Annotated in this window: 18 protein-coding genes; 7 read left to right on the top strand and 11 right to left on the bottom strand. The window is 61.5% G+C overall.

Annotated elements, in window-relative coordinates; translation table 11 throughout:
• Window positions 1-42: 42 nt before the first annotated feature.
• From odhB to sdhC, 6 genes are all read right to left on the bottom strand, one after another.
• Window positions 43-1,269: a 2-oxoglutarate dehydrogenase complex dihydrolipoyllysine-residue succinyltransferase gene (gene odhB, locus ACZ0AI_RS04655; protein ID WP_463564769.1), complete on the bottom strand. Its 1,227-nt coding sequence runs from the start codon at window positions 1,267-1,269 to the stop codon at window positions 43-45.
• A gap of 72 nt (window positions 1,270-1,341) precedes the next feature.
• Window positions 1,342-4,173, bottom strand: a complete 2,832-nt coding sequence (locus ACZ0AI_RS04650) for a 2-oxoglutarate dehydrogenase E1 component (RefSeq protein WP_225832607.1) — start codon at window positions 4,171-4,173, stop codon at window positions 1,342-1,344.
• Window positions 4,174-4,422: 249 nt separating this feature from the next.
• Window positions 4,423-5,142, bottom strand: coding sequence for a succinate dehydrogenase iron-sulfur subunit (locus ACZ0AI_RS04645; protein WP_225832609.1), 720 nt, complete (start codon window positions 5,140-5,142; stop codon window positions 4,423-4,425).
• 11 nt (window positions 5,143-5,153) lie between these two features.
• Window positions 5,154-6,926 carry a succinate dehydrogenase flavoprotein subunit gene (sdhA, locus tag ACZ0AI_RS04640; RefSeq protein ID WP_463566238.1) on the bottom strand — a complete coding sequence of 591 codons (1,773 nt, stop codon included), beginning with the start codon at window positions 6,924-6,926 and terminating at the stop codon, window positions 5,154-5,156.
• A gap of 3 nt (window positions 6,927-6,929) precedes the next feature.
• Window positions 6,930-7,298 carry a succinate dehydrogenase, hydrophobic membrane anchor protein gene (gene sdhD / locus ACZ0AI_RS04635; RefSeq protein WP_225832612.1) on the bottom strand — a complete coding sequence of 123 codons (369 nt, stop codon included), beginning with the start codon at window positions 7,296-7,298 and terminating at the stop codon, window positions 6,930-6,932.
• On the bottom strand, window positions 7,292-7,666 hold the full coding sequence (sdhC, locus tag ACZ0AI_RS04630; protein WP_225832614.1) for a succinate dehydrogenase, cytochrome b556 subunit: 375 nt from the start codon (window positions 7,664-7,666) through the stop codon (window positions 7,292-7,294). The genes sdhD and sdhC overlap by 7 nt, the downstream gene beginning before the upstream one ends.
• A 364-nt stretch (window positions 7,667-8,030) precedes the next feature.
• On the opposite strand from sdhC, the gene gltA reads away from it, so the two are divergent.
• From gltA to ACZ0AI_RS04595, 7 genes are all read left to right on the top strand, one after another.
• Window positions 8,031-9,299 carry a citrate synthase gene (gltA, locus tag ACZ0AI_RS04625; protein ID WP_225832616.1) on the top strand — a complete coding sequence of 423 codons (1,269 nt, stop codon included), beginning with the start codon at window positions 8,031-8,033 and terminating at the stop codon, window positions 9,297-9,299.
• A gap of 120 nt (window positions 9,300-9,419) precedes the next feature.
• Window positions 9,420-9,812 (top strand): sulfurtransferase complex subunit TusD, encoded by a 393-nt coding sequence (gene tusD, locus ACZ0AI_RS04620; protein WP_463564768.1) that lies wholly within the window; start codon window positions 9,420-9,422, stop codon window positions 9,810-9,812.
• Window position 9,813: 1 nt separating this feature from the next.
• Window positions 9,814-10,167: a sulfurtransferase complex subunit TusC gene (gene tusC / locus ACZ0AI_RS04615; protein ID WP_463564767.1), complete on the top strand. Its 354-nt coding sequence runs from the start codon at window positions 9,814-9,816 to the stop codon at window positions 10,165-10,167.
• Window positions 10,167-10,466, top strand: a complete 300-nt coding sequence (gene tusB / locus ACZ0AI_RS04610; protein WP_463564766.1) for a sulfurtransferase complex subunit TusB — start codon at window positions 10,167-10,169, stop codon at window positions 10,464-10,466. Before tusC ends, tusB begins: the two co-directional genes overlap by 1 nt.
• A complete protein-coding gene (locus ACZ0AI_RS04605) occupies window positions 10,463-10,798 on the top strand; it encodes a TusE/DsrC/DsvC family sulfur relay protein (protein ID WP_463569956.1) in 336 nt (111 codons plus the stop codon). The genes tusB and ACZ0AI_RS04605 overlap by 4 nt, the downstream gene beginning before the upstream one ends.
• Window positions 10,795-11,778, top strand: a complete 984-nt coding sequence (locus tag ACZ0AI_RS04600; RefSeq protein ID WP_463564765.1) for a glycosyl transferase family protein — start codon at window positions 10,795-10,797, stop codon at window positions 11,776-11,778. The genes ACZ0AI_RS04605 and ACZ0AI_RS04600 overlap by 4 nt, the downstream gene beginning before the upstream one ends.
• A gap of 85 nt (window positions 11,779-11,863) precedes the next feature.
• Window positions 11,864-12,865 carry a glutathione S-transferase family protein gene (locus ACZ0AI_RS04595; RefSeq protein WP_463564764.1) on the top strand — a complete coding sequence of 334 codons (1,002 nt, stop codon included), beginning with the start codon at window positions 11,864-11,866 and terminating at the stop codon, window positions 12,863-12,865.
• A 79-nt stretch (window positions 12,866-12,944) separates the two neighbouring features.
• Here the strand turns inward: ACZ0AI_RS04595 and ACZ0AI_RS04590 are convergent, their stop codons facing one another.
• The 5 genes from ACZ0AI_RS04590 to ACZ0AI_RS04570 form a co-directional block, all read right to left on the bottom strand.
• On the bottom strand, window positions 12,945-14,408 hold the full coding sequence (locus tag ACZ0AI_RS04590) for an efflux transporter outer membrane subunit (protein ID WP_463564763.1): 1,464 nt from the start codon (window positions 14,406-14,408) through the stop codon (window positions 12,945-12,947).
• Window positions 14,405-17,506, bottom strand: coding sequence for an efflux RND transporter permease subunit (locus tag ACZ0AI_RS04585; protein ID WP_463564762.1), 3,102 nt, complete (start codon window positions 17,504-17,506; stop codon window positions 14,405-14,407). Before ACZ0AI_RS04585 ends, ACZ0AI_RS04590 begins: the two co-directional genes overlap by 4 nt.
• 31 nt (window positions 17,507-17,537) lie before the next feature.
• Window positions 17,538-20,630 (bottom strand): MdtB/MuxB family multidrug efflux RND transporter permease subunit, encoded by a 3,093-nt coding sequence (locus tag ACZ0AI_RS04580; protein ID WP_463564761.1) that lies wholly within the window; start codon window positions 20,628-20,630, stop codon window positions 17,538-17,540.
• Entirely contained in the window at window positions 20,627-21,841 is a 1,215-nt protein-coding gene (locus ACZ0AI_RS04575; protein WP_463564760.1) for an MdtA/MuxA family multidrug efflux RND transporter periplasmic adaptor subunit, read from the bottom strand. Before ACZ0AI_RS04575 ends, ACZ0AI_RS04580 begins: the two co-directional genes overlap by 4 nt.
• A gap of 198 nt (window positions 21,842-22,039) precedes the next feature.
• Window positions 22,040-22,927, bottom strand: coding sequence for an SMP-30/gluconolactonase/LRE family protein (locus ACZ0AI_RS04570; protein WP_463564759.1), 888 nt, complete (start codon window positions 22,925-22,927; stop codon window positions 22,040-22,042).
• Window position 22,928: the final 1 nt, after the last annotated feature.

The raw sequence follows: 22,928 nt of genomic DNA, 5'->3' as shown, positions 1-22,928 counted from the left end.
CGTGCCCTGTTAGGGCTCGCCATCTGCAACCTGCAGCTACGTTTAGATGTCCAGCAGCAGACGAGCTGGGTCTTCCAGCAGGTTCTTGATGGTCACCAGGAAAGTCACGGCTTCTTTGCCGTCGATCAGGCGGTGATCGTAGGACAGTGCCAGGTACATCATCGGGCGAATCACCACTTGGCCGTTAACGGCAACCGGACGCTGGATGATGTTGTGCATGCCAAGGATCGCAGCCTGCGGCGGGTTGACGATCGGCGTCGACATCATCGAACCGAAGGTGCCGCCGTTAGTGATGGTGAAGGTACCGCCAGTCATCTCATCGATGGACAGTTTGCCGTCACGGGCTTTCTTGCCGTAAGCAGCAATACCGGCTTCGATATCGGCCAGGCCCATCAGTTCAGCGTTACGCAGTACTGGCACAACCAGACCACGGTCGCTGGAAACGGCTACGCCGATATCCTGGTAGCCATGGTAAACGATGTCGTTGCCATCGATCGAAGCATTGACTGCCGGCAGACGCTTCAGCGCCTCGGTAGCAGCCTTGACGAAGAAGGACATGAAGCCCAGACGAGTGCCATTGTGGGCTTTCTCGAACTGATCCTTGTAACGCGAACGCAGCGCCATGATCTCGGACATGTCGACTTCGTTGAACGTAGTCAGCATGGCCATGTTCGACTGAGCTTCGACCAGACGGCGAGCAACGGTGGCACGTACGCGGGTCATCGGCACGCGCTTCTCGGTACGGTCGCCTGCAGCAGCGACGACCGGAGCTGCAGCAGCGGCCGGTTTGGCAGCAGGAGCTGCAGCCGGAGCGTTTTTCTTGGCTTCGACAGCGGCAACCACGTCTTCCTTGGTTACACGACCGCCTTTGCCGGAACCGCTGATGCTGTTCGGGTCGATGCCGTTTTCTTCAGCCAGTTTGCGAGCGGCAGGCGACAGGATTTGGTCGTCGCCAGCGGCAGCAGCAGGTGCAGCGGCTTGAGCCGGAGCGGCAGCAGCTTGTGCAGGTGCGGCGGCCGGAGCGGCAGCGCCGCCTTCAGTCAGTTTGCCCAGTACTTCGTTGCTCAGTACGGTGTCGCCTTCGTTCTTGACGATTTCAGCAATAACACCATCAGCCTCGGCCAGTACTTCGATCACTACCTTGTCGGTTTCGATGTCGACGATCAGCTCATCGCGCTTGACCACTTCACCCGGCTTCTTGTGCCAGGTTGCCACGGTGCCGTCGGCGACCGATTCGGGAAATGTAGGGGCTTTGATCTCGATAGCCATTGTGTTCTGTTCCTTAAATTCGGTTTGTTCGAGGAGGTAGCCCCCAATTGGGCTACCTCCTTCGCGATGGCATTAAACGGTGAAGGCATCCTGCAGCAGTTTTTCCTGCTGTTCGGCGTGCATCGAAGCGTAACCACAAGCAGGAGCAGCCGAGGCATCACGACCAGCATACTCGAGCACCAGCGCCTTCTTGTGTGCCGTGGCAGCACGACGCATGTGGTGCTGGCTGCAATACCAGGCGCCCTGGTTCATCGGCTCTTCCTGACACCAGACGATGTGCTTGAGATTCTTGTACGGAGCAAGAACTTCGGCCAGGTCGTCTTCCGGGAACGGATAGAGCTGCTCGAGACGCACGATGGCGATATCTTCGCGGCCTTCGGCACGGCGCTTCTCCAGCAGGTCGTAGTAGACCTTGCCGCTGCACAGCACCAAGCGCTCGACCTTTTTCGGATCGACTGCATCGATTTCCGGGATCACGGTCTGGAACGAGCCTTCAGCCAGATCTTCCAGCGTCGACACGGCCAGCTTGTGGCGCAGCAGCGACTTCGGCGTCAGCACGACCAGCGGCTTGCGCAGCGGGCGGATAACCTGACGACGCAGCAGGTGATAGATCTGCGCCGGCGTGGTCGGAACGGCAACCTGAATGTTGTGCTCGGCGCACAGCTGCAGGTAACGCTCCAGACGTGCCGAGGAGTGCTCCGGCCCCTGCCCTTCATAACCGTGTGGCAGCAACATGGTCAGACCGCACAGACGGCCCCACTTGGTTTCGCCACTGGAAATGAACTGGTCGAACACCACCTGAGCACCGTTGGCGAAATCGCCGAACTGAGCTTCCCAGATCACCAGTGCGTTCGGCGTGGTGGTGGCGTAGCCGTATTCGAATGCCAGTACCGCCTCTTCCGACAGGAACGAGTCGTAAAGATCGAAACGCGGCTGACCTTCGTACAGGTTCTGCAGCGGAAGGTAGGCACTGCCGTCCTTCTGGTTGTGCAGTTGCGCGTGGCGGTGCGAGAAGGTGCCACGGCCCACGTCCTGACCGGTGATGCGGATCGGGTGGCCTTCGACCAGCAGGGTCGCGTAGGCCATGGTTTCCGCATAGCCCCAGTTCAGCGGCAAGCCGCCTGCGCCCATCTTGGCGCGATCTTCGTAGATCTTGCCGACCTGCCGCTGAACGACAAAGCCGTCCGGGGTTTCCAGCAGTTTGCTGGACAGATCCTGCAGAGTCTTCAGATCGAAGCGAGTGTCGTGACGCGCAGTCCAGGCATGACCCAGGTATGGGCGCCAATCGACGAACAATTCCTTGTTCGGCTCCTTGACCAGGCTCTTAACCACGTGCTGACCGTTGTCCAGTGCAGTGCGGTACTCGTCGACCGGCGCTTGCACGGCCTCTGCCGACAGGCGACCCGCATTGGTCAGCGCTTCGGCATACAGCTCACGCGTAGTGCGCTGCTTGGCGATCTGCTGATACATCAGCGGCTGAGTACCACTTGGCTCGTCGGCCTCGTTGTGACCACGGCGGCGGTAGCAGACCAGGTCGATGACCACGTCACGCTTGTACTGCATACGGTAGTCGACAGCCAATTGGGTGACGAACAACACGGCTTCCGGATCATCGCCATTCACATGGAAGATCGGCGCCTGGATCATCTTGGCAACGTCGGTGGAGTACTCAGTAGAGCGCGCATCGTCAGCACGGTTGGTGGTGAAGCCAACCTGGTTGTTGATGACGATGTGGATGGTGCCGCCCGTCTTGTAAGCACGGGTCTGCGACATCTGGAAGGTTTCCATGACCACGCCCTGACCGGCGAATGCCGCGTCACCGTGGAGGGAAATCGGCAGAACCTTGTCGCCCACCACGTCGCTGCGACGATCCTGACGAGCACGCACCGAACCTTCGACCACCGGAGAAACGATCTCCAGGTGAGACGGGTTGAACGCCAACGCCAGGTGCACTTCGCCACCCGAAGTCATCACGTTCGAGGAGAAACCCTGGTGATACTTGACGTCACCGGAGCTCAGGCCTTCGACCTTCTTGCCTTCGAACTCGTCGAACAGGTCGCGCGGGTTCTTGCCGAAGGTGTTGACCAAGACGTTCAGACGGCCACGGTGGGCCATGCCGATGACGATTTCCTTGGTGCCGTAGGAACCGCTGCGCTGGATGATTTCATCGAGCAGCGGGATCAGGCTCTCGCCACCTTCCAGACCAAAGCGCTTGGTACCTGGGTATTTGGTGCCCAGGTATTTTTCCAGACCTTCAGCGGCAGTCAGGCGCTCGAGCAGATGACTTTGTGCCTCGGCGGAGATCTGAGGACGACCACGCACGCTTTCCAGACGCTGCTGGAACCAGCTGCGCTGCTCGGAATCGGTGATGTGGGTGAACTCGGAGCCGATGGTGCGACAATATGTCTGCTGCAAAGCGTCGCGGATTTCCCGCAAAGTAGCTTCTTCTTTGCCGATTGCCAGACCACCCGTGCGGAAGGTGGTGTCCAGATCCGCGTCGGTAAGGCTGTAATGGCTGATCGACAGATCAGCAGGAACAGAACGCTGCCACAGCCCAAGCGGATCGAGCTGAGCCGCCTGGTGGCCACGCATGCGGAATGCCTGAATCAACCGCAACACTTCGACCTGCTTCTTCTCGTGTTCGCTGCTCACCGTTCCAGCTGATGCTGGCTGAGCACGACGCTGGTTTTTGGCCAGCAACACGAAATGATCACGAATCGTAGAGTGCGATACGTCATTGGCGGTACTGCCTTCAGACGGCAACTTATCGAAATAAGTGCGCCACTCATCCGGCACGGCGTTGGGATCGTGCAGGTAGAGCTCATAGAGCTCTTCCACGTAGGCAGCGTTACCACCGGATAGGTGGGCACTGTCCCACATGCGCTGCATCACGCTTTCTTGCATGCTTGGTCACCCTCGGTAAGGGGACACCACCGGCGAGGACACCGACTGGCTTTCGAAGTCATGGAACAGCGACTCGAAAAAGCCACCAAGAATCCCGCAGATAGTCCGGGCACCAGCCCGAATGCCCCTGCTGGTCGTCATATTTGTCATTTAGGTACGTCGGCGGCTAGACCGGCGCCCTGGCGATACTGCAACACCGACATGAAGTCGGTGCGGCAGGCGTTGCGGGTCAAGCTAAAGAACGGTGAATCAGGTACCACTCTGCAGCAGCATGTTACGAACGTGACCGATTGCCTTGGTTGGGTTCAACCCTTTGGGGCATACGTTCACGCAGTTCATGATGCCGCGGCAGCGGAACACACTGAATGGATCATCCAAAGACGCCAATCGTTCCGCGGTCTTGGTATCACGGCTGTCAGCCAGAAAGCGATAAGCTTGCAACAACGCGGCTGGGCCCAGGAATTTATCCGGGTTCCACCAGAACGACGGGCAGCTGGTCGAACAGCAAGCGCACAGGATGCACTCGTACAGACCATCCAGCTTCTCGCGTTCTTGCGGCGTCTGCAGGCGCTCGATAGCCGGCGCCGGCGTGTCGTTCTGCAGGAACGGCTGCACCTTCTCGTACTGCTTGTAGAAGATGCTCATATCGACCACTAGGTCACGAATGACCGGCAGGCCAGGCAGCGGGCGGATCACCAGCTTGTTGCCCTTGACCACGCTGGAGATCGGCGTGACACAGGCCAGACCGTTCTTGCCGCTGATGTTCATGCCGTCGGAGCCACAGACGCCTTCACGGCAGGAGCGACGGTAAGAGAAGCCTTCGTCCTGTTCCTTGATCAAGGCCAGCACGTCGAGCACCATCAGGTCCTTGCCGTCGATCTCGACGTCGAACTCCTGCATGAAGGGCGCTTTGTCCGCTTCTGGGTTGTAGCGATAAACGCTGACTTTCAAGCTTTTGCCAAGAGACATGGTAGCCACCCTTAATAAGTACGAACTTTGGGTTCAAACGCCGGGACCGTCTTCGGCGAGAAGTTCACGTCACGCTTGGTCACGCGCTTCTCACCTGGGAAGTAAAGGCTGTGGCACAACCAGTTGGTGTCGTCACGATCCTCGTAGTCTTCACGGGCGTGTGCGCCGCGGGACTCGGTACGGGTATCGGCGGCGATAGCAGTGGCTTCGGCGACTTCCAGCAGGTTCTGCAGCTCCAGCGCTTCGATACGCGCAGTGTTGAAGGCCTGGCTCTTGTCGGAGATCTTGACGTTGGCGATGCGCTCGCGCAGATCGGCCAACTGAGTGATGCCCTTCTTCATGTATTCGCCGGTACGGAATACACCGAAGTAGTTCTGCATGCACTGTTGCAGTTCTTTGCGCAGCGGCGCGACTTCTTCACCTGTGCTGCGCTCGTTGACACCAGCCAGACGGCCCAGCGACTGCTCGATATCGCTCTCGCTGGCGCCACGGACGTCCACGCCTTCTTTCAGCGCTTTTTCCAGGTGCAGGCCAGCAGCACGGCCGAATACCACCAGGTCGAGCAGCGAGTTGCCACCCAGACGGTTGGCCCCGTGTACCGATACGCAAGCCACTTCGCCCACGGCGAACAGACCGTCGATGATGCGGTCGACGCCATTAGCGTCCTGGGTGATCGCCTGACCATGAATGTTGGTGGCAACGCCGCCCATCATGTAGTGGCAGGTCGGAATGACCGGAACAGGCGCAACGACCGGGTCAACATGTGCGAAAGTCTTGGACAGTTCGCAGATGCCTGGCAGACGGCTGTGCAGCACTTCCTCACCGAGGTGATCGAGCTTCAGCAGTACGTGATCCTTGTCAGGGCCACAGCCGTTACCGGCGATGACTTCCTTGACCATGGAACGGGCCACTACGTCACGACCTGCGAGGTCCTTGGCGTTGGGCGCATAACGCTCCATGAAACGCTCGCCATGGGCGTTGATCAGGTAACCACCTTCACCACGGCAGCCTTCGGTAACCAGTACACCGGCGCCGGCGATACCGGTCGGGTGGAACTGCCACATTTCGATGTCCTGCACCGGCACGCCAGCACGCAGCGCCATGCCTACACCGTCACCGGTGTTGATCAGAGCGTTGGTGGTGGAAGCGTAGATACGGCCAGCACCGCCAGTGGCCAGAACCACGGCCTTGGAGCGGATGTAAACGGTTTCGCCGGTTTCGATGCAGATGGCGATGACGCCAACCACGGCGCCGTCCTGGTTTTTGACCAGATCGACCGCGTACCACTCGTTGAGGAACGAAGTGCCGGCTTTCAGGTTGGCCTGGTACAGAGTGTGCAGCAGTGCGTGACCGGTGCGGTCGGCAGCAGCGCAGGTACGGGCAGCCTGAGTCGGGTTATCCGGGCCTTTGGACTGGCCACCGAACGGACGCTGATAGATGCGGCCCTGCTCGGTACGGGAGAACGGCAGCCCCATGTGCTCGAGTTCGAATACAGCTTCAGGGCCTACGGAACACATGTACTCGATCGCGTCCTGGTCACCGATATAGTCGGAGCCTTTGACGGTGTCGTACATGTGCCAGCGCCAGTCGTCATTCGGATCGTTGGACGCGATGGCACAGGTGATGCCGCCCTGGGCGGATACAGTGTGGGAACGGGTCGGGAAGACCTTGGTGACCACAGCGGTCTTGTGGCCGCCCTGCGCCAGCTGCAATGCAGCGCGCATACCGGCACCACCACCACCAACGATGATGGCGTCATAGGAAAGAGTACGGATGCTAGTCATGAATCAGAAACCCCAAAGAATCTGCACGCCCCAGACGAAAAACACGAACATGGCGATGCCACACGTGGCCTGGAACAGAAAACGCACAACGGTTGCCCACTTACCCAGCGCGGTTTGCGTCAGGTAGTCAGTGGATATCGTCCACATGCCAACCCAGGCGTGAATACCCAGCGCGACAAGCGTCAGCATGCTGAAAATGCGCATTGCACTATTGGAGAAAAGACCATGCCATTCGGCGTAGCCCATACCTGGATTCAGGAGGATGTAGCCCAACAGAAACAGGACATAAGCCGCGAGAACGACCGCAGAAACACGTTGCGCCATCCAATCATAGAGGCCCGAACGTGAGAAATTAGTGACATTAGTTACCATATCCACACCCCCAGCAGCACGATCACGATCGTCGATACGACGAGTACGATTTTGGAACCCAGCTTGCCGCCTTCCAGCGTCTCACCGACTCCAGCATCCATGATCAAGTGGCGCACACCGGCCACCAGGTGGTACAGCAAAGCGGACAGCAGTCCCCAGATCACGAACTTGGCCAGCGGGCTGGTCAAGCATTCTTTCACCTGGGCGAAGCCCTCTTCTGAAGACAGCGATTTGTCGAGCCCGAACAGCAGCACGGCAATGCCGAAGAAAAGGATCACGCCGGATATACGGTGAAGAATGGACGTGTAAGCGGTGACTGGGAGCTTTATCGTCCGAAGGTCTAAGTTTACAGGTCGTTGGCTATTCACGGCTTTATTATCACACTGAGAGCCCCAGCTATCAGGGCTGAGTTGTCGGGAAGCGCACTGGTCAGGTACCCATCACCCAAGAAGTGACAACTACCAGAATCCGGGCTGTAAGGCCCTTGGCAGTCGGGCGCAGAGTATAGACAGTTAGGTCACTAATGACAACGCGGACACCTCGACCTTCTACCGATTGCGCCAACCTCAAAATTGGCGTAAAAGGCCGCGCCCTTTTGTCGCAGGTAGTGCACTCAAACCCTTCTATTGCCTGGGTTTTCGCAAATTGACTTTCAGATTCATAACACTATAGTGGTGCGGGCCCTGCGTGGGGGGCCGACTGATGATTCCAAGCATAACTAGGAGGCCAAACATGGCTGACAAAAAAGCGCAGTTGATCATCGAGGGCGCAGCCCCCGTCGACCTGCCCGTTTTATCCGGCACCGTTGGCCCAGATGTGATCGACGTGCGGGGCCTGACCGCCACGGGCAACTTCACCTTCGACCCCGGCTTTATGTCGACCGCCTCGTGCGAGTCGAAGATCACCTATATTGATGGTGACAAAGGCATCCTGTTGCACCGCGGCTACCCAATCGAGCAACTTGCCGAGAAAGCCGATTACCTGGATACCTGCTACCTGCTGCTCAATGGCGAGCTGCCCAATGAAGAGCAGAAAGCTGCTTTCGTCAGCACCATCAAGAACCACACCATGGTTCACGAGCAACTGAAGACTTTCTTCAACGGTTTTCGCCGTGACGCCCACCCGATGGCCGTCATGTGTGGCGTAGTTGGCGCCCTCTCCGCCTTCTACCATGACTCCCTGGACATCAAGAACCCGCAGCACCGCGACATTTCCGCGATGCGCCTGGTTGCCAAGATGCCGACCATCGCTGCCATGGTGTACAAGTACTCCAAAGGCGAGCCGATGATGTACCCGCGTAACGACCTGAGCTACGCGGAAAACTTCCTGCACATGATGTTCAACACACCGTGCGAGACCAAGCCGATCAGCCCGGTGCTGGCCAAGGCGATGGACAAGATTTTCATCCTGCACGCCGATCACGAGCAGAACGCCTCCACCTCCACCGTGCGCCTGGCGGGCTCCTCGGGTGCCAACCCGTTCGCCTGTATCGCTGCAGGTATCGCTGCGCTCTGGGGCCCGGCCCACGGCGGCGCCAACGAAGCAGTTCTGGCCATGCTGGACGAGATCGGTGACGTATCGAACATCGACAAGTTCATCGCCAAAGCCAAGGATAAGGACGACCCGTTCAAGCTCATGGGCTTCGGGCACCGCGTCTACAAGAACTTCGATCCACGCGCTCAGGTCATGAAACAGACCTGCGACGAAGTACTGGCCGAGCTGGGCATCAATGACCCGCAGCTGGAACTGGCGATGAAGCTCGACGAAATCGCCCGTAACGATCCTTACTTCAAGGAACGTAACCTGTACCCGAACGTCGACTTCTACTCGGGCATCATCCTCAAGGCCATCGGCATTCCGACCAGCATGTTCACCGTGATCTTCGCCCTGGCGCGTACCGTCGGCTGGATCTCGCACTGGAAAGAAATGCTCTCCAGCCCGTACAAGATTGGCCGCCCGCGCCAGCTGTACACTGGCCCGACCAAGCGCGATATCAAGTAATCCGCTTGAGTTGAACAGCCTGTGACATGAAAGCCCATATCCACGGATATGGGCTTTTTCGTTTCTACCCCGGCCGCTCAGGCCTTATCATGGTGCCCTGTTTCCACAACCGGGCCGCTCATGAAATTCGCCATTGCCCTGTTTTCTCCACCCTCGGCACCCTCCTCCCGTCGCGCCCTGCGTTTTGCCGAAGCGGCGCTGCAAGGCGGCCATGAGATCGTGCGCCTGTTCTTATACGCCGATGGCGTGCATAGCGCCTCGGGTAACGTCGTCAGCCCTCAGGATGAAACCGATATCGCTCGCCAGTGGCGCGAATTTATCGACGCCCAGCAACTCGATGGCGTGGTGTGCATTGCCGCTGCTCTGCGCCGTGGCGTGCTCGATGAGCAGGAAGCGCGCCGCTACGAACGCCAGGCGGCCAATCTGCCAGCGCCCTGGGTGCTTTCTGGCCTGGGCCAATTGCACGAGGCGGCGCAACTGGCCGACCGCCTGATCTGTTTCGGAGGCGACTGACATGAGCCGCTCATTGCTGATCATCAGCCGCCAAGCTCCCTGGCAGGGTTCGAGTGCCCGCGAAGCGCTGGATATCGCCCTGGCTGGCGGCGCCTTCGATCTGCCCATCGGTTTGCTGTTTCTCGATGATGGCGTGCTGCAGCTGGCTCCGGGGCAAAAGTCCCAGGCGCTGCAACAGAAAGACCTGACCGCCAACCTGCAGGCGCTGCCGATGTTCGGTGTAGAAGCACTGTACGCCTGCAGTTACAGCCTGCAAAAACGTGGCCTGAGCGAAACCTCGTTGGAGGTCGAACGCCTGGACAACGCCCGGCTACGTGACCTCATCGACCGTTACGACCAAGTGATCACCCTCTGATGACGACCCTGCACGTTGTATCCAGCTCCCCGTTCAGCGATGACCGCCTGAGCAGCTGCCTGCGCCTGCTGGGCAGCGGCGACGGCCTGCTGCTTTGTGGCGATGCCACCTATGCAAGCCAGCCCGGCACGTTGCACGCCGAATCACTGAGCGCCCTGGGCGACGGCATTGCCCTGTTCGCCCTGGAAGAAGACATCCAGGCCCGTGGCCTGCAGCCTGCAGACGGTTTGCAGCAGATCGACTACCCAGGCTTCGTCGCCCTCGTCACACGCTTCGACAAGGTCAACACCTGGTTATGAGCACGCTGATCGTCAACGAACGTAGCATCGAACTGGACAAGGACGGCTACCTGCTCGACCTGCAGGATTGGCTCGCTGAGGTCGCCGCGGCCCTGGCCGAGCGCGAAGCCCTGCAACTGAGCGACGAGCACTGGGAAATCCTCACCCTGCTGCGCACGTTCTATAACGAGTTCCAGCTGTCGCCGGCCAATCGCCCGCTGATCAAGTACGTCGCCCTCAAACTGGGCTCGGACAAAGGCAACAGCCTGCACCTCAATCGCCTGTTCAATGGCACTCCTGCCAAACTCGCCGCCAAGCTGGCGGGCCTGCCCAAGCCCACGAATTGCCTATGAACCTGATTACCCCGGCCGAACACCCTTTCGCCCCTATCGTGCGCATTCTCGGCAAGGGCAAGCGCGGTGCGCGCAACCTGACCCGCGAGGAAGCACGCGAGGCCATGGGCATGATTCTCGACGACAAGGTCGAAGACACCCAGCTTGGCGCCTTTCTGATGCTCTTGCGCCACAAGGAGGAAAGCGCCGAGGAGATGGCTGGCTTCACCGAAGCGGTACGTGCCCGCCTGCCTGCGCCGGCCATCGCCCTCGACTTCGACTGGCCCACCTACGCGGGAAAGAAACGCCACCTGCCCTGGTTCCTGCTGGCCGCCAAGGCCCTGGCCAACAGCGGCCTGCGCATCTTCATGCACGGCGGCGGCGCGCACACGGCCGGGCGCCTGTACAGCGAGCAGTTACTTGGCGAACTGGCGATACCGCTGTGCCATAACTGGGATGAGGTCGCGCTGAGCCTGAATCAACAGAACCTGGCCTTCATGCCCCTGGGCGACTGGGCGCCGGCCCTGCAGCGCATGATCGACCTGCGCAACGTGCTCGGTCTGCGCTCGCCGATCCACTCCCTGGCACGCATTCTCAACCCGCTGGGTGCGCGATGCGCCCTGCAGAGCATCTTCCATCCTGGCTACCAGACCGTGCACCGCGAGGCCAGCCAGTTGCTGGGCGATCACGCCATCGTGGTCAAGGGCGATGGCGGCGAGATCGAGCTCAATCCGGACGCCATCTGCCACCTGTACGGCACCGAGGGCGGCGTGAACTGGGACGAGGACTGGCCGATGCTCTCCGAGCGCCGGCATGTCAAACCCGAGCGCCTGGATTCGGCCCACCTGCGCGCTGTATGGCAGGGTGAGGCCGACGATGCCTACGGTCAGCTGGCGATCATCGCCACCATGGCCCTGGCATTACGCGGCCTGGGCATGAGCCGCGAAGACGCCTTCGAGGATGCGCGCAGGCGCTGGCAGGCACGCCACCTATCGAGCTAGCCGATTCGTTGAACCCGGTTTTTATATCTTCTGTCGATAGCTGACTGGGTAGACTCCAGCCACTAGATGACCGGGAGTAAAAGATATGGGCTTGCTGATCGAAGGCCAATGGCACGACCAATGGTATGACACCGGCGCCGGTGGCCGCTTCAAGCGAGAAAATGCCCAACGGCGCAACTGGATCACCGCCGATGGAGCGCCCGGCCCGACAGGCGAAGGTGGCTTCGCTGCCGAAGCTGGCCGCTATCACCTCTATGTATCCCTGGCTTGTCCGTGGGCTCACCGCACGCTGATCCTGCGTACCCTCAAAGGGCTCGACGCGCTGATCGACGTGTCGGTGGTGAGCTGGTTGATGCGCGAAAACGGCTGGACGTTCGATTACGAACACGGCTCCAGTGGTGACGCCCTGGATGATTTCGCTTTCCTGTACCAGCGCTATACCAGCGACGATCCCGATTACACCGGCCGGGTTACCGTGCCACTGCTGTGGGACAAACAACAGCAGCGCATCGTCAGCAACGAGTCGGCGGAGATCATCCGCATGTTCAACTCGGCCTTCGACAGGCTGACCGACAATCACCTGGACTTCTACCCGCAGGCCTTGCGCGCCGATATCGACGCGCTCAATGCACGCATCTATCCAAGCGTCAACAATGGTGTCTACCGCGCCGGTTTCGCCACCACTCAGGCGGCGTACGAAGAGGCCTTCGACGAGCTGTTCAGCGAGCTGTCAGTGCTGGAGACACGCCTCGGGCAATCGCGCTATCTGGCTGGCGAGTACCTGACCGAAGCTGACTGGCGGCTGTTCACCACTCTGGTGCGCTTCGATGCCGTGTATCACGGCCACTTCAAGTGCAACCTGCGGCGTATCGCCGACTATCCGAACCTGAGCAACTGGCTGCGCGAGCTCTACCGGTGGCCGGGCGTGGCGGCGAGCGTTGACATGTGGCACATCCAGCATCACTACTACGCCAGCCACCAGACCATCAACCCGACCGGTGTCGTGCCCAAAGGGCCCGCGCTGGACTTCGACGCGCCGCACGACCGAGAGCGCCTGCCGGGCAAGGGCGTATATCGCCACCAGTAATCGTCCAGTAGCCCGGGGCGAGCGCAGCGACACCCGATCCTGGGTTACACCTGCGGCTAACCCGGGCTACGGATCACGCTTACTCGTCTCCTTCTTCGAGCCGCTGCTCGTCCCAGCCACCGCCCAGCGCAGCGATCAGTTGCACACTGGCCGTCAATCGGCTGCCCAGCAAGGTCAGACTGGTACGCTCGTTACTCAGCGCCGTGGCCTGCACGTTGACCACACTGTTGTAGTCAACGGTGCCGGCGCGGTACTGATTTTCGATCAGGCGCAGGGATTCACGCGCGGCATCCAGCGCTTGCGACTGCACCTCGGCCTCACGGCCCAGCACGCGCTGCTGCACCAGGTAATCCTCGACTTCGCGGAAGCTGTCGAGCACGGCTTGGCGATATTGCGCGACGGTTTGGTCGTAGGCGGCCTCGACCCGATCACTTTCAGCGCTGCGGCGCCCGCCATCGAACAGGGTCAATGCCAGTTGCGGCCCCACCGACCAGAAGCGATTGGGCAGGTTGACCCAATCGGCGAAGCTGCTGCCACGATAACCGCCGCTGGCGGAAAGAGTCAGATCCGGGAACCAAGCGGCCTTGGCCACGCCGATCTCGGCGTTTGCGGCGATCACCCGGCGCTCGGCGGCAGCCACATCGGGGCGACGCTCCAGCATTTGCGAGGGCACGCTCGCCGGCACCTGCGGCAACATCGGCAGGCTTTCCCGGCGAGCGATGCTCACGTCACTCGGTGGCACGCCAATCAGCACGGCAATGGCATGTTCGAGCTGGGCCCGCTGCCATTGCAGGTCGATGGCCTGGGCCTCGGTGCTGCGCAGCTGAGTCAGCGCCTGGGCTACGTCGGAGCGCGGCACGATGCCGGCGCGGTACTGGTTTTCGGTGAGACGCAGCGAACGCTGGTAGGCCGCCACCGTGGCGTCCAGCAGGCGTTGCTGCTCATCCAGCACCCGCAGTTGCAGGTAGCTCTGTACCAACTCGGATTGCAGGCTCAGGCGCACGGCGGCGAGGTCTGCCGCGCTGGCCTCGAAGGCCGCGCGATTGGATTCCAGGCCGCGACGCAGCTTGCCCCACACATCCAGCTCCCAGCTGGCATTGAGGCTCAGATCGTAGTTTTTCGAGATGCTCGCCGAGTTGGAGCCGCCGATGGCAATGCCGTCGGAGGTACGCAGCGTACTGTCGCCACCGCCCTGCCCGGCACGGGTCATGCCGGCACTGGTCGACAGCGTCGGGAAGAATGCCGCGCGGCCGCTGCGCAGCAACGCGCGGGCCTGGCGATACTGGGCTTCGGAGGCGGCCAAATTCTGGTTGGAGACGTTCAGGCGGCCGACCAACGCATTGAGTTCGCCATCACCATACAGCTCCCACCAGGTTCCGCGCTCGAGAGCGTCGGCAGGCACCGCGGCCTTCCAGCCTTCGGCCTGTTTGAACTGCGCCGGAGTGCTGATTTCCGGACGCTGGTAGTCCGGGCCGATAGCGCAGCCGGCCAGGGCGACGCTAAGCGCCAACAGGCCTAGGGTACGGCGGGTTGCATGAGTCATAGAGGCGTTTCCAAAGCGGCATCGGTACGCACGCCACGCCAGCGGTTGACCCGGTGGCGCAGGCGATCGAGATAGAGATAGACCACCGGAGTGGTGTAAAGCGTGAGGATCTGGCTGAGGATCAGGCCGCCAACGATGGTGATACCCAGCGGCTGGCGCATTTCCGAGCCCTCGGCGCTGCCGAGCATCAGCGGCAAGGCGCCGAGCAAGGCAGCCAGGGTGGTCATCATGATCGGCCGGAAACGTAGCAGGCAGGCGCGCCGGATCGAATCGGCCGGGCTCAGGTGCTCGTTACGCTCAAGCTGCAGCGCCAGGTCGACCATCAGAATGGCGTTCTTCTTCACTACGCCGATCAGCAGGAACAGTCCCAATAGCGAGATCAGACTGAACTCGGTATTGAGCAGCTGCAGAGCGAGCAAGGCGCCGACGCCGGCAGATGGCAGCGTCGAAAGGATGGTCAGCGGGTGCACGTAACTCTCGTAGAGAATACCGAGCACGATGTACACCACCACCAGTGACATCAGGATCATCCAGGGTTGGTTCTTCTGCGTCTGCTGGAAGGCTCCGCCGGTACCGCCCAGTACGCCCTGCACCTCGGTGGGCAAGCTGATGAGCGCCACGGCGCGGTCGATGGCAGCGGTTGCCTGATCGAGGCTGACGCCCTCCGCCAGAGAGAAACCAATGTTCTCCACTGCGAACTGGCCCTGGTGGCTGATGCGGTCGTCTTCGAGGCTGCGCTCCCAGTGCGCGATGGTCGAGAGTGGAACCTTGGCACCGTCTGCGGTGATCAGCTGGATCTGTGCCAGGGCTTCGGGGCTCTGGGCATAGCGCGGGTTGATCTCCATGACCACGCTGTACTGGTTGAGGCTATCGTAGATGGTGGAAATCTGCCGCTGGCTGAAAGCGTTGTTGAGCACGCCGGTCACCAGGCTCATGTCGATGCCCAGGCGTTTGGCTTCGTCACGGTCGACCACCAGGCGAATCTGCGGCGCACCACCGTCTTCGCTGGCATCGATATCGGTCAGTTCGGGCAAGGCTCGCAGCGCCTCGCGAACCTTCGGCAACCATTCGCGCAGGGCATCGAGGTCGCCCGACATCAGCATGTATTCGTTTTCCGAGCTGCGCCCCTGCCGGCCGCCGACCTGCAGATCCTGATCGGGCATGAGGAACATCCGCCCGCCCGGAATCTTCGGTGCATTCTTGCGCAGACGGTCGATCACCTGCTGCGCCGAGAGGTCGCGTTCGTTCAGCGGTTTGAGGCGCACGATCATGATCGCGTTGTTGATGCCGCTGCTACCGCCAATAAAGCCCGCCACGCTATCCACGGCCGGGTCGGCCAGAATCGAGCGACGATAGGCTTCCATCTTCGGCTGCATGACCTGGAACGACAGCCCGTTGTCACCGCGGATGAAGCCCATCAACTGCCCGGTATCCTGCTGCGGCATGAAGGTCTTCGGGATGCTGACGAACAGGAACACGTTCAGCGCGATGGTCGCGAACAGGCTGATCAGCATCAGCAGGGAATGGCGCAGCGCCCAGTCCAGGCTGCGCTCATAGCCACGCATCACTCGCGCCCCCAAGGCCTGCAGGCGCCCGGCCTGGTGTTCTTCGCGCTTAGGTTCGGGTTTCAGCCAGCGCGCGCAAAGCATCGGTGTGAGCGTCAGCGATACCAGCAGGGAAATCACGATGGCCACCGCCAGGGTGATGGAGAACTCGCGGAACAACCGCTCGACCAGCCCGCCCATGAACAGGATGGACAAGAACACCGCCACCAGCGAGACGTTCATCGACAACAGCGTGAAGCCCACCTCGCGAGAGCCCTTGAAGGCCGCCGCCATGGGTGTTTCGCCCGCTTCGATATGCCGGGAAATGTTCTCCAGCACGACGATGGCATCGTCCACCACCAGGCCGGTGGCGATGATCAGGGCCATCAACGACAGGTTGTTCAGCGAGAAACCCAGCAGGTACATCGCCGCGAACGAGCCGACCAGCGATACCGGCACTGCCAATGCGGGAATCAGCGCTGAACGCCAGCGTCCGAGAAAGGCGAAGACCACCAGAATCACCAATGCCACGGCGATCAGCAAGGTGTGTTCGGCTTCCTTGAGGGTGGCGCGGATCACCGGCGAGCGATCCATCGCCACTTCCAGGTCGGCGCTGGCCGGGATCACCCCGCGCAATTCAGGTAGCAGGGCACGAATACCGGCGACGGTTTCGATGATGTTCGCCCCGCTCTGCCGGTTCACCACCACCAGAACGGCCTGTTTGTCGTTGTAGAAACCGCTGTTGTAGCGATCCTGCACGCCATCGGTGACCTGGGCGACATCACCCAGGCGGATAGCCGCACCGTCCTGGTAGCGGATGATCATCGGCTCGTAATCGGCGGCGCGCTCCAACTGGTCATTGGCCTGCACCTGCCAATGACGCTGCTCGTCCTCGACGGCGCCCTTGGGCCGCTTGGCGTTGCCCGCAGCGATGGTCGCGCGCACGTCGTCCAGCGCCACGCCGTACTGATCCAGCAGGCGCGGCTCCAGCGCTACCCGCACGGCAGGCAGAGAGCTGCCGCCGATCTGTACTTCACCGACGCCGCTGATCTGTGACAGTTTCTGGCCGACAATGGTCGAGGCGACGTCGTACAGCTGGCCCTTGTCGAGCACCGCGGAGGTCAACGACAACACCATGATCGGTGCCTGGGACGGGTTGATCTTGCGGTAGGTGGGCATGCTGCGCATGCCGCTGGGCAGCAGCTCCCGTGAGGCATTGATGGCGGCCTGCACCTCCCGCGCCGCAGCATTGATATCGCGATCCAGATCGAACTCGATCATGATCCGTGTGCTGCCCTGGCTGCTGTTGCTGTTCATCTGGCTGACGCCCGCGATGGCGCCCAGCGAGCGCTCCAGCGGCGTGGCCACCGTAGCCGCCATCACCTGCGGGCTGGCACCAGGCAAGCTGGCCTGCACGGTGATCACCGGAAAATCCATGTTCGGCAGAGGCGCCACCGGCAGCAGACCGAAGCTGACGCCACCGAGCAGCATGATCGCCAGGCTCAGCAGCAGGGTCGCGACCGGACGCCGAATGAAGGGTGCCGAGAGATTCATGCCGCCAAGCCCCGCACGCGACCAACAGCCATCATGTCGGCACGCCCGCGGCGCTGCGGCCACTGACACGCCGCGCCAGGCGGTCGAAATACAGGTAGATCACCGGCGTGGTGAACAGGGTGAGCACCTGACTGAGCAGCAGGCCGCCGACCATCACCAGGCCCAGCGGCTGACGCAGCTCGGCGCCCGAGCCCGAAGCCAGCATCAACGGAATGGCGCCGAACAGCGCCGCCAGGGTGGTCATCAGAATCGGCCGGAAACGCAGCAGCGCCGCCTGGTAGATCGCATCGTGAGGGGTCATGCCCTGATGCCGCTCCGCCTCAAGGGCGAAGTCGATCATCATGATGGCGTTCTTCTTGACGATACCGATCAGCAGGATGATGCCGATGATCGCGATCAGCCCCAGATCGTTACCGGTCAACAGCAACGCCAGCAAGGCGCCGACCCCGGCCGACGGCAGCGTGGAGAGAATGGTGATCGGGTGGATGTAGCTCTCGTAGAGCACGCCGAGCACGATGTACATGGTGACGATGGCCGCCAGGATCAGCAGCAACGTGGACGACAGCGAGGCGCGGAAGGCCTCGGCGGCGCCTTGGAAGTTCACCTGTACGCTGACCGGCATCTGGATGTCCTGCTGCACCCGCTCGATCACCGCCACCGCATCGCCCAAAGCGACACCAGAGCTGAGGTTGAACGACAGCGTGGCCGCCGGGAACTGGCCGATATGGTTGATCAGCAGGCTCGCGGCACGCTCCTCGACCTGAGCCAGGGACGACAGCGGCACCTGACCGCCTTCGGCGGTAGCAACGTGAATCTGGCGCAGGGCGGCCGGGCCGATGCTGCCGCCATCGGCGCTTTCCAGCACCACGCGATACTGGCTGGCCTGGGTGTAGATGGTGGAGATCTGCCGCTGACCAAAGGCGTCGTAGAGGGCATCGTCGATCGCCGCAACACTGACGCCGAGACGCCCGGCCAGGTCGCGATCGATCTTCAGATACGCCTGCAGGCCACGGCTCTGCAGATCGCTGTTGACGTCACTGAGCTCGGGTTGCTGACGCAGCGCCTCGACCAGCTTGTTCGACCAGGTTTCCAGCATCTCGGGGTCGGGCGACTCGACGCTAAACTGGAACTGGGTACGGCTGACCCGATCCTCGATGGAGAGATCCTGAACCGGCTGCATGAACAGCTCGATGCCACTCAATTTGGCCAGTTCCGGGCGCAGCCGCTCGATCACCTGGGCGGCGCTGAGGTCACGCTCGGCATGGGGTTTGAGGTTGATCAGCATGCGCCCGCTGTTCAGCGTCGGATTGTCACCGTCCACACCGATATAGGACGACAGACTGGTAACTGCCGGATCCTTGAGGATCACGTCAGCCAGACGTTGCTGGCGTTCGCTCATGGCCGAGAAGGAAATCGACTGCGGCGCCTCGGAAATGCCCTGGATCACCCCAGTATCCTGCACCGGGAAAAAGCCCTTGGGCACCGCAAGGTAAAGAACAACCGTCAGCGCCATGGTACCGATGGCCACCAGCAGGGTCAGCGGCTGGTGGCGCAGCACCCAGCGCAGGCCAACCGAATAGCGGTCGATCATGCGATCGATGACCGCGCCGCTGGCCTTGTAGAAACGTCCCTGCTCCGCTTCTGGCTCGTGCCTGAGCAGACGCGCGCACATCATCGGCGTCAGGGTCAGGGAAATCACCAGAGAGATGAGGATGGCCACCGCCAGGGTGATGGCGAATTCGCGGAACAGCCGCCCCACTACATCGGCCATGAATAACAGCGGGATCAGCACGGCGATCAGCGACAGGGTCAGCGACACCAGGGTGAAACCGATCTGCCTCGCGCCCTTGAGGGCGGCGTTGAACGGTGTTTCACCTTCCTCGAGATGACGGGCGATGTTCTCCAGCATGACGATGGCATCGTCCACCACGAAACCGGTGGCGATGGTCAGCGCCATCAGCGTCAGGTTGTTGATCGTGAAGCCGGCCAGGTACATCACGCCGAAGGTACCGATCAGCGACAGTGGCACCACCACCGAGGGAATCAGCGTCGCCGAGACCTTGCGCAGGAACAGGAAGGTGACCATCACCACCAGGGCGATGGCCAGCATCAGCTCGTGCTGTACATCGCGCACCGCAGCACGGATGGTCTGGGTACGGTCGGTGAGCACCGTCACCTCGACACTCGCCGGCAGGCCCTGGGTCAGGTTGGGTAGCAGGGTCTGGATGCGATCCACCACGTCGATAACATTGGCACCGGGCTGGCGTTGCACGTTGACCAGCACCGCCGCATTGCGATTGGCCCAGGCGGCAAGGCGCTGGTTTTCCGCGCCATCGACGATCGACGCGACATCACGCAGGCGCAGCGCGCCGCCATTGGCGTAGGTGAGGATCAGGTCGCGGTATTCATCGGCCGATTGAAGCTGGTCGTTGGCATCGAGCTGGGTAACCCGGGTCGGGCCGTCGAAGTTGCCCTTGGGCTGATTGACGTTGCTGGCGTTGATCAACGTGCGCACGTCGGACAGATTGAGGCCATAGGCGGCCAGGGCCTCGGGATTGACGCGAATGCGCACCGCCGGGCGCTGGCCACCGGCCAGAGAGACCAGGCCGACGCCGGTGGTCTGCGCCAGTTTCTGCGCCAGCCGGGTGTCGACCAGATCGTTGACCTGGGGCAGCGGCAGCTCTTTGGAGGTCACCGCCAGGGTCAGTACCGGGGTGTCGGCCGGGTTGACCTTGTTGTACACCGGCGGCGCCGGCAAATCGTTGGGCAGCAGGTTGGTGGCGCCGTTGATCGCCGCTTGCACTTCCTGCTCGGCCACATCCAGCTGCACTTCCAAATTGAAGCGCAGGGTGATGACCGAAGCGCCACCGGAACTGGTCGACGACATCTGCTGCAGCCCAGCCATCTGGCCGAACTGGCGCTCCAGTGGCGCCGTCACTGCGCTGGTCATCACATCCGGGCTGGCACCGGGGTAAAGGGTCATCACCCGGATAGTCGGGTAATCGACCTCGGGCAGCGCGGAAACCGGCAGCAGCCGATAGGCGATCACCCCACTGAGGAAGATCGCCAGCATGATCAGGGTAGTGGCGACCGGACGCAGGATGAACAGGCGGGAGACGTTCATGAAGCGCTACGCACCCGCGGTGCATTTTCCTCGGTGGCAGACGGCTCGCGAGTGCCCTCGCCGATCACTTCGACCTTGTTGCCGTCACGCAGGCGATCGGTACCTTCGACCACCACACGTTCATCCGCGGCCACGCCTTCTTCGATCACCGAGAACTCGCCGTCGCTGGGGCCGACCTTGACCTGGCGAACCTGCACTTTGTCTTCCGCGTCGATGGCGTAGACGAAAGTGCCGTTGGCGCCGAACTGCAGCGCTGCGACTGGCACCAACAGCGCGTTCTGGCGCACCGAAACCTGCAGCCGGGTGTTCACGAACTGGTTGGGGAACAGCATTTCCTCGGCGTTCTCGAAACGCGCCTTGAGCTTGACCGTACCGGTGGTGGTGTCGATCTGGTTGTCCAGGCTCTCCAGCACACCGTCGGCCAGCTTGTTGTTGTCACCGCGATCCCAGGCTTGTACCACCAGCTCGCGGTCATTGCGCACCTGGGCCAGTACGGCCGGCAGTTCGGCCTCGGGCAGCGTGAAGGTGACGGAAATCGGCAGCGTCTGGGTGATGACCACGATGGGATCGGTGTCGCCGGAATTCACCAGGTTGCCCTGATCGACCTGACGGATACCCAGGCGGCCATCAATGGGCGCGCGCACTTTGGTGAAGTCCAGATTGAGTTTGGCTTCGGCCACCGAACCCTGGTTGTTCTGCAGCGTGCCACGGTATTGGTTGACCAGCGCTTCCTGGGTGTCCAGGGTTTGCCGGGCGATGGAATCTTCGGCGAACAAGCCGCGATACAGCGCCAGATCCTTCTCGGCGTTGCGCAGTTGTGCCTGGTTTTCCGCCAGCGTGCCCTGGGCTTGCTGCAGGGCGATCTCGAACGGTCGTGGGTCGATTTGCGCCAGCACGTCGCCGGCCTTGACCGGCTGCCCGTCCTTGAACAGCACCTTCACCAACTGGCCATCCACTCGGCTGCGCACATTGGCGGTGTTGTAGGCAGTGACCGTGCCCAGTGCTTTGAGAACGATGGGAAAGTCCCGCGATTCGACGTGGGCGATACGCACCGGCACGTTATTGAAACCCCAGCCCATGTCGCCTTCAGGTGCTGGCTTGGCCGGCCAGAACCACCAGATCAGAACGATGACAGCCGCCAGCAGGAGCAAACCGATGAACCACTGACGTGACGAGGATGGAGTACTGCGCGGTGTATTTACTTCGGACATGGGCCAATCGCTTCCTTGGGGAGCGTGAACGATAAGCACTGTAAGGCCCGAAGCAAAGCCTCTTTACGGGCTATTTACCTCCAGAGGTGGCTTGGGAGGAAGAAATGCACAGAAAACCGCCCTGGCCGGTAGCTGGACGAGCGCCATGGGTGTTGTTTTCGATGTATTGCCTGGTATTGCTCAGCACATTTGCCGGCGCTACAAGATGACCCGGTGCTCGGCCTGTCCCTGGGCCGCCACCTCGACGGCAAATAATTTGCCCGCTTGAGGCTCGGCAGCCAGCGCCTCGTCGTCGAGGCCATCGCGTGCGGAGGTCGCGAACAGCGTCGACAAGTCTGGCCCGCCAAACGCCGGACAGGATATCTGCGAAGCAGGAAAGGCGACCGCCTGCAGAAAACGTCCATCAGCGTCATAGCAGGCAACGCGTGAAGCGCCCCATTGCGCGTTCCACAAGCGCCCCTGGCTGTCGATTACCGCGCCATCCGGGTTGACGCCCGCCACCCGACCATCGATAAACGACTGCGCATCGCCCTGTGGCCAGCCGTGCTGTTCGTCTAGCGGCTGGCGCCAGATCTGCTGGCGAGCGGTATCGGCGAAATAGGCATGGCGCCGATCCGGGGAAAAGCAGATGGCATTGCTGATGCTGATGTCCGCGAACAGGCGGCGCAGCTCGCCACGGTAGTAACGGTAGATCGCACCGGCGTGCTTTTCGCCATTGAGGCCCATGGTGCCGATCCAGAAGCCGCCCCAGGGATCGGCGCGGCCATCGTTGGAACGAGTCAGCGGATTGTCCGCCTCAAGGGCGCAGACCGTCTGCCGCGCGCCGCTAAGCAGATCGAAGGTCAGCAGCGCCGTCTCGCTGGCGACCAGCAGAACATGGTCATCGACCCAGCCTGCAGCCGATATCCGCTCATCGAACGCCCACTCCAGCGCTTGATCATCCCGCTGGCTGAGCAGGCGCCGACCAAGAATGTCGAACCAGAACAATTGCTCGCGCTGCGGGTGCCACAGTAACCCCTCCCCCAGCGTGCAGCGGCGTGCGTCGGCGATACGTGCGTCGGTGCTGCCATTCGGGGTTGCGGCCATG

The organism is Pseudomonas sp. AC355 (assembly GCF_979258205.1).
This window is presented reverse-complemented; position numbering and strand designations above follow the sequence as displayed.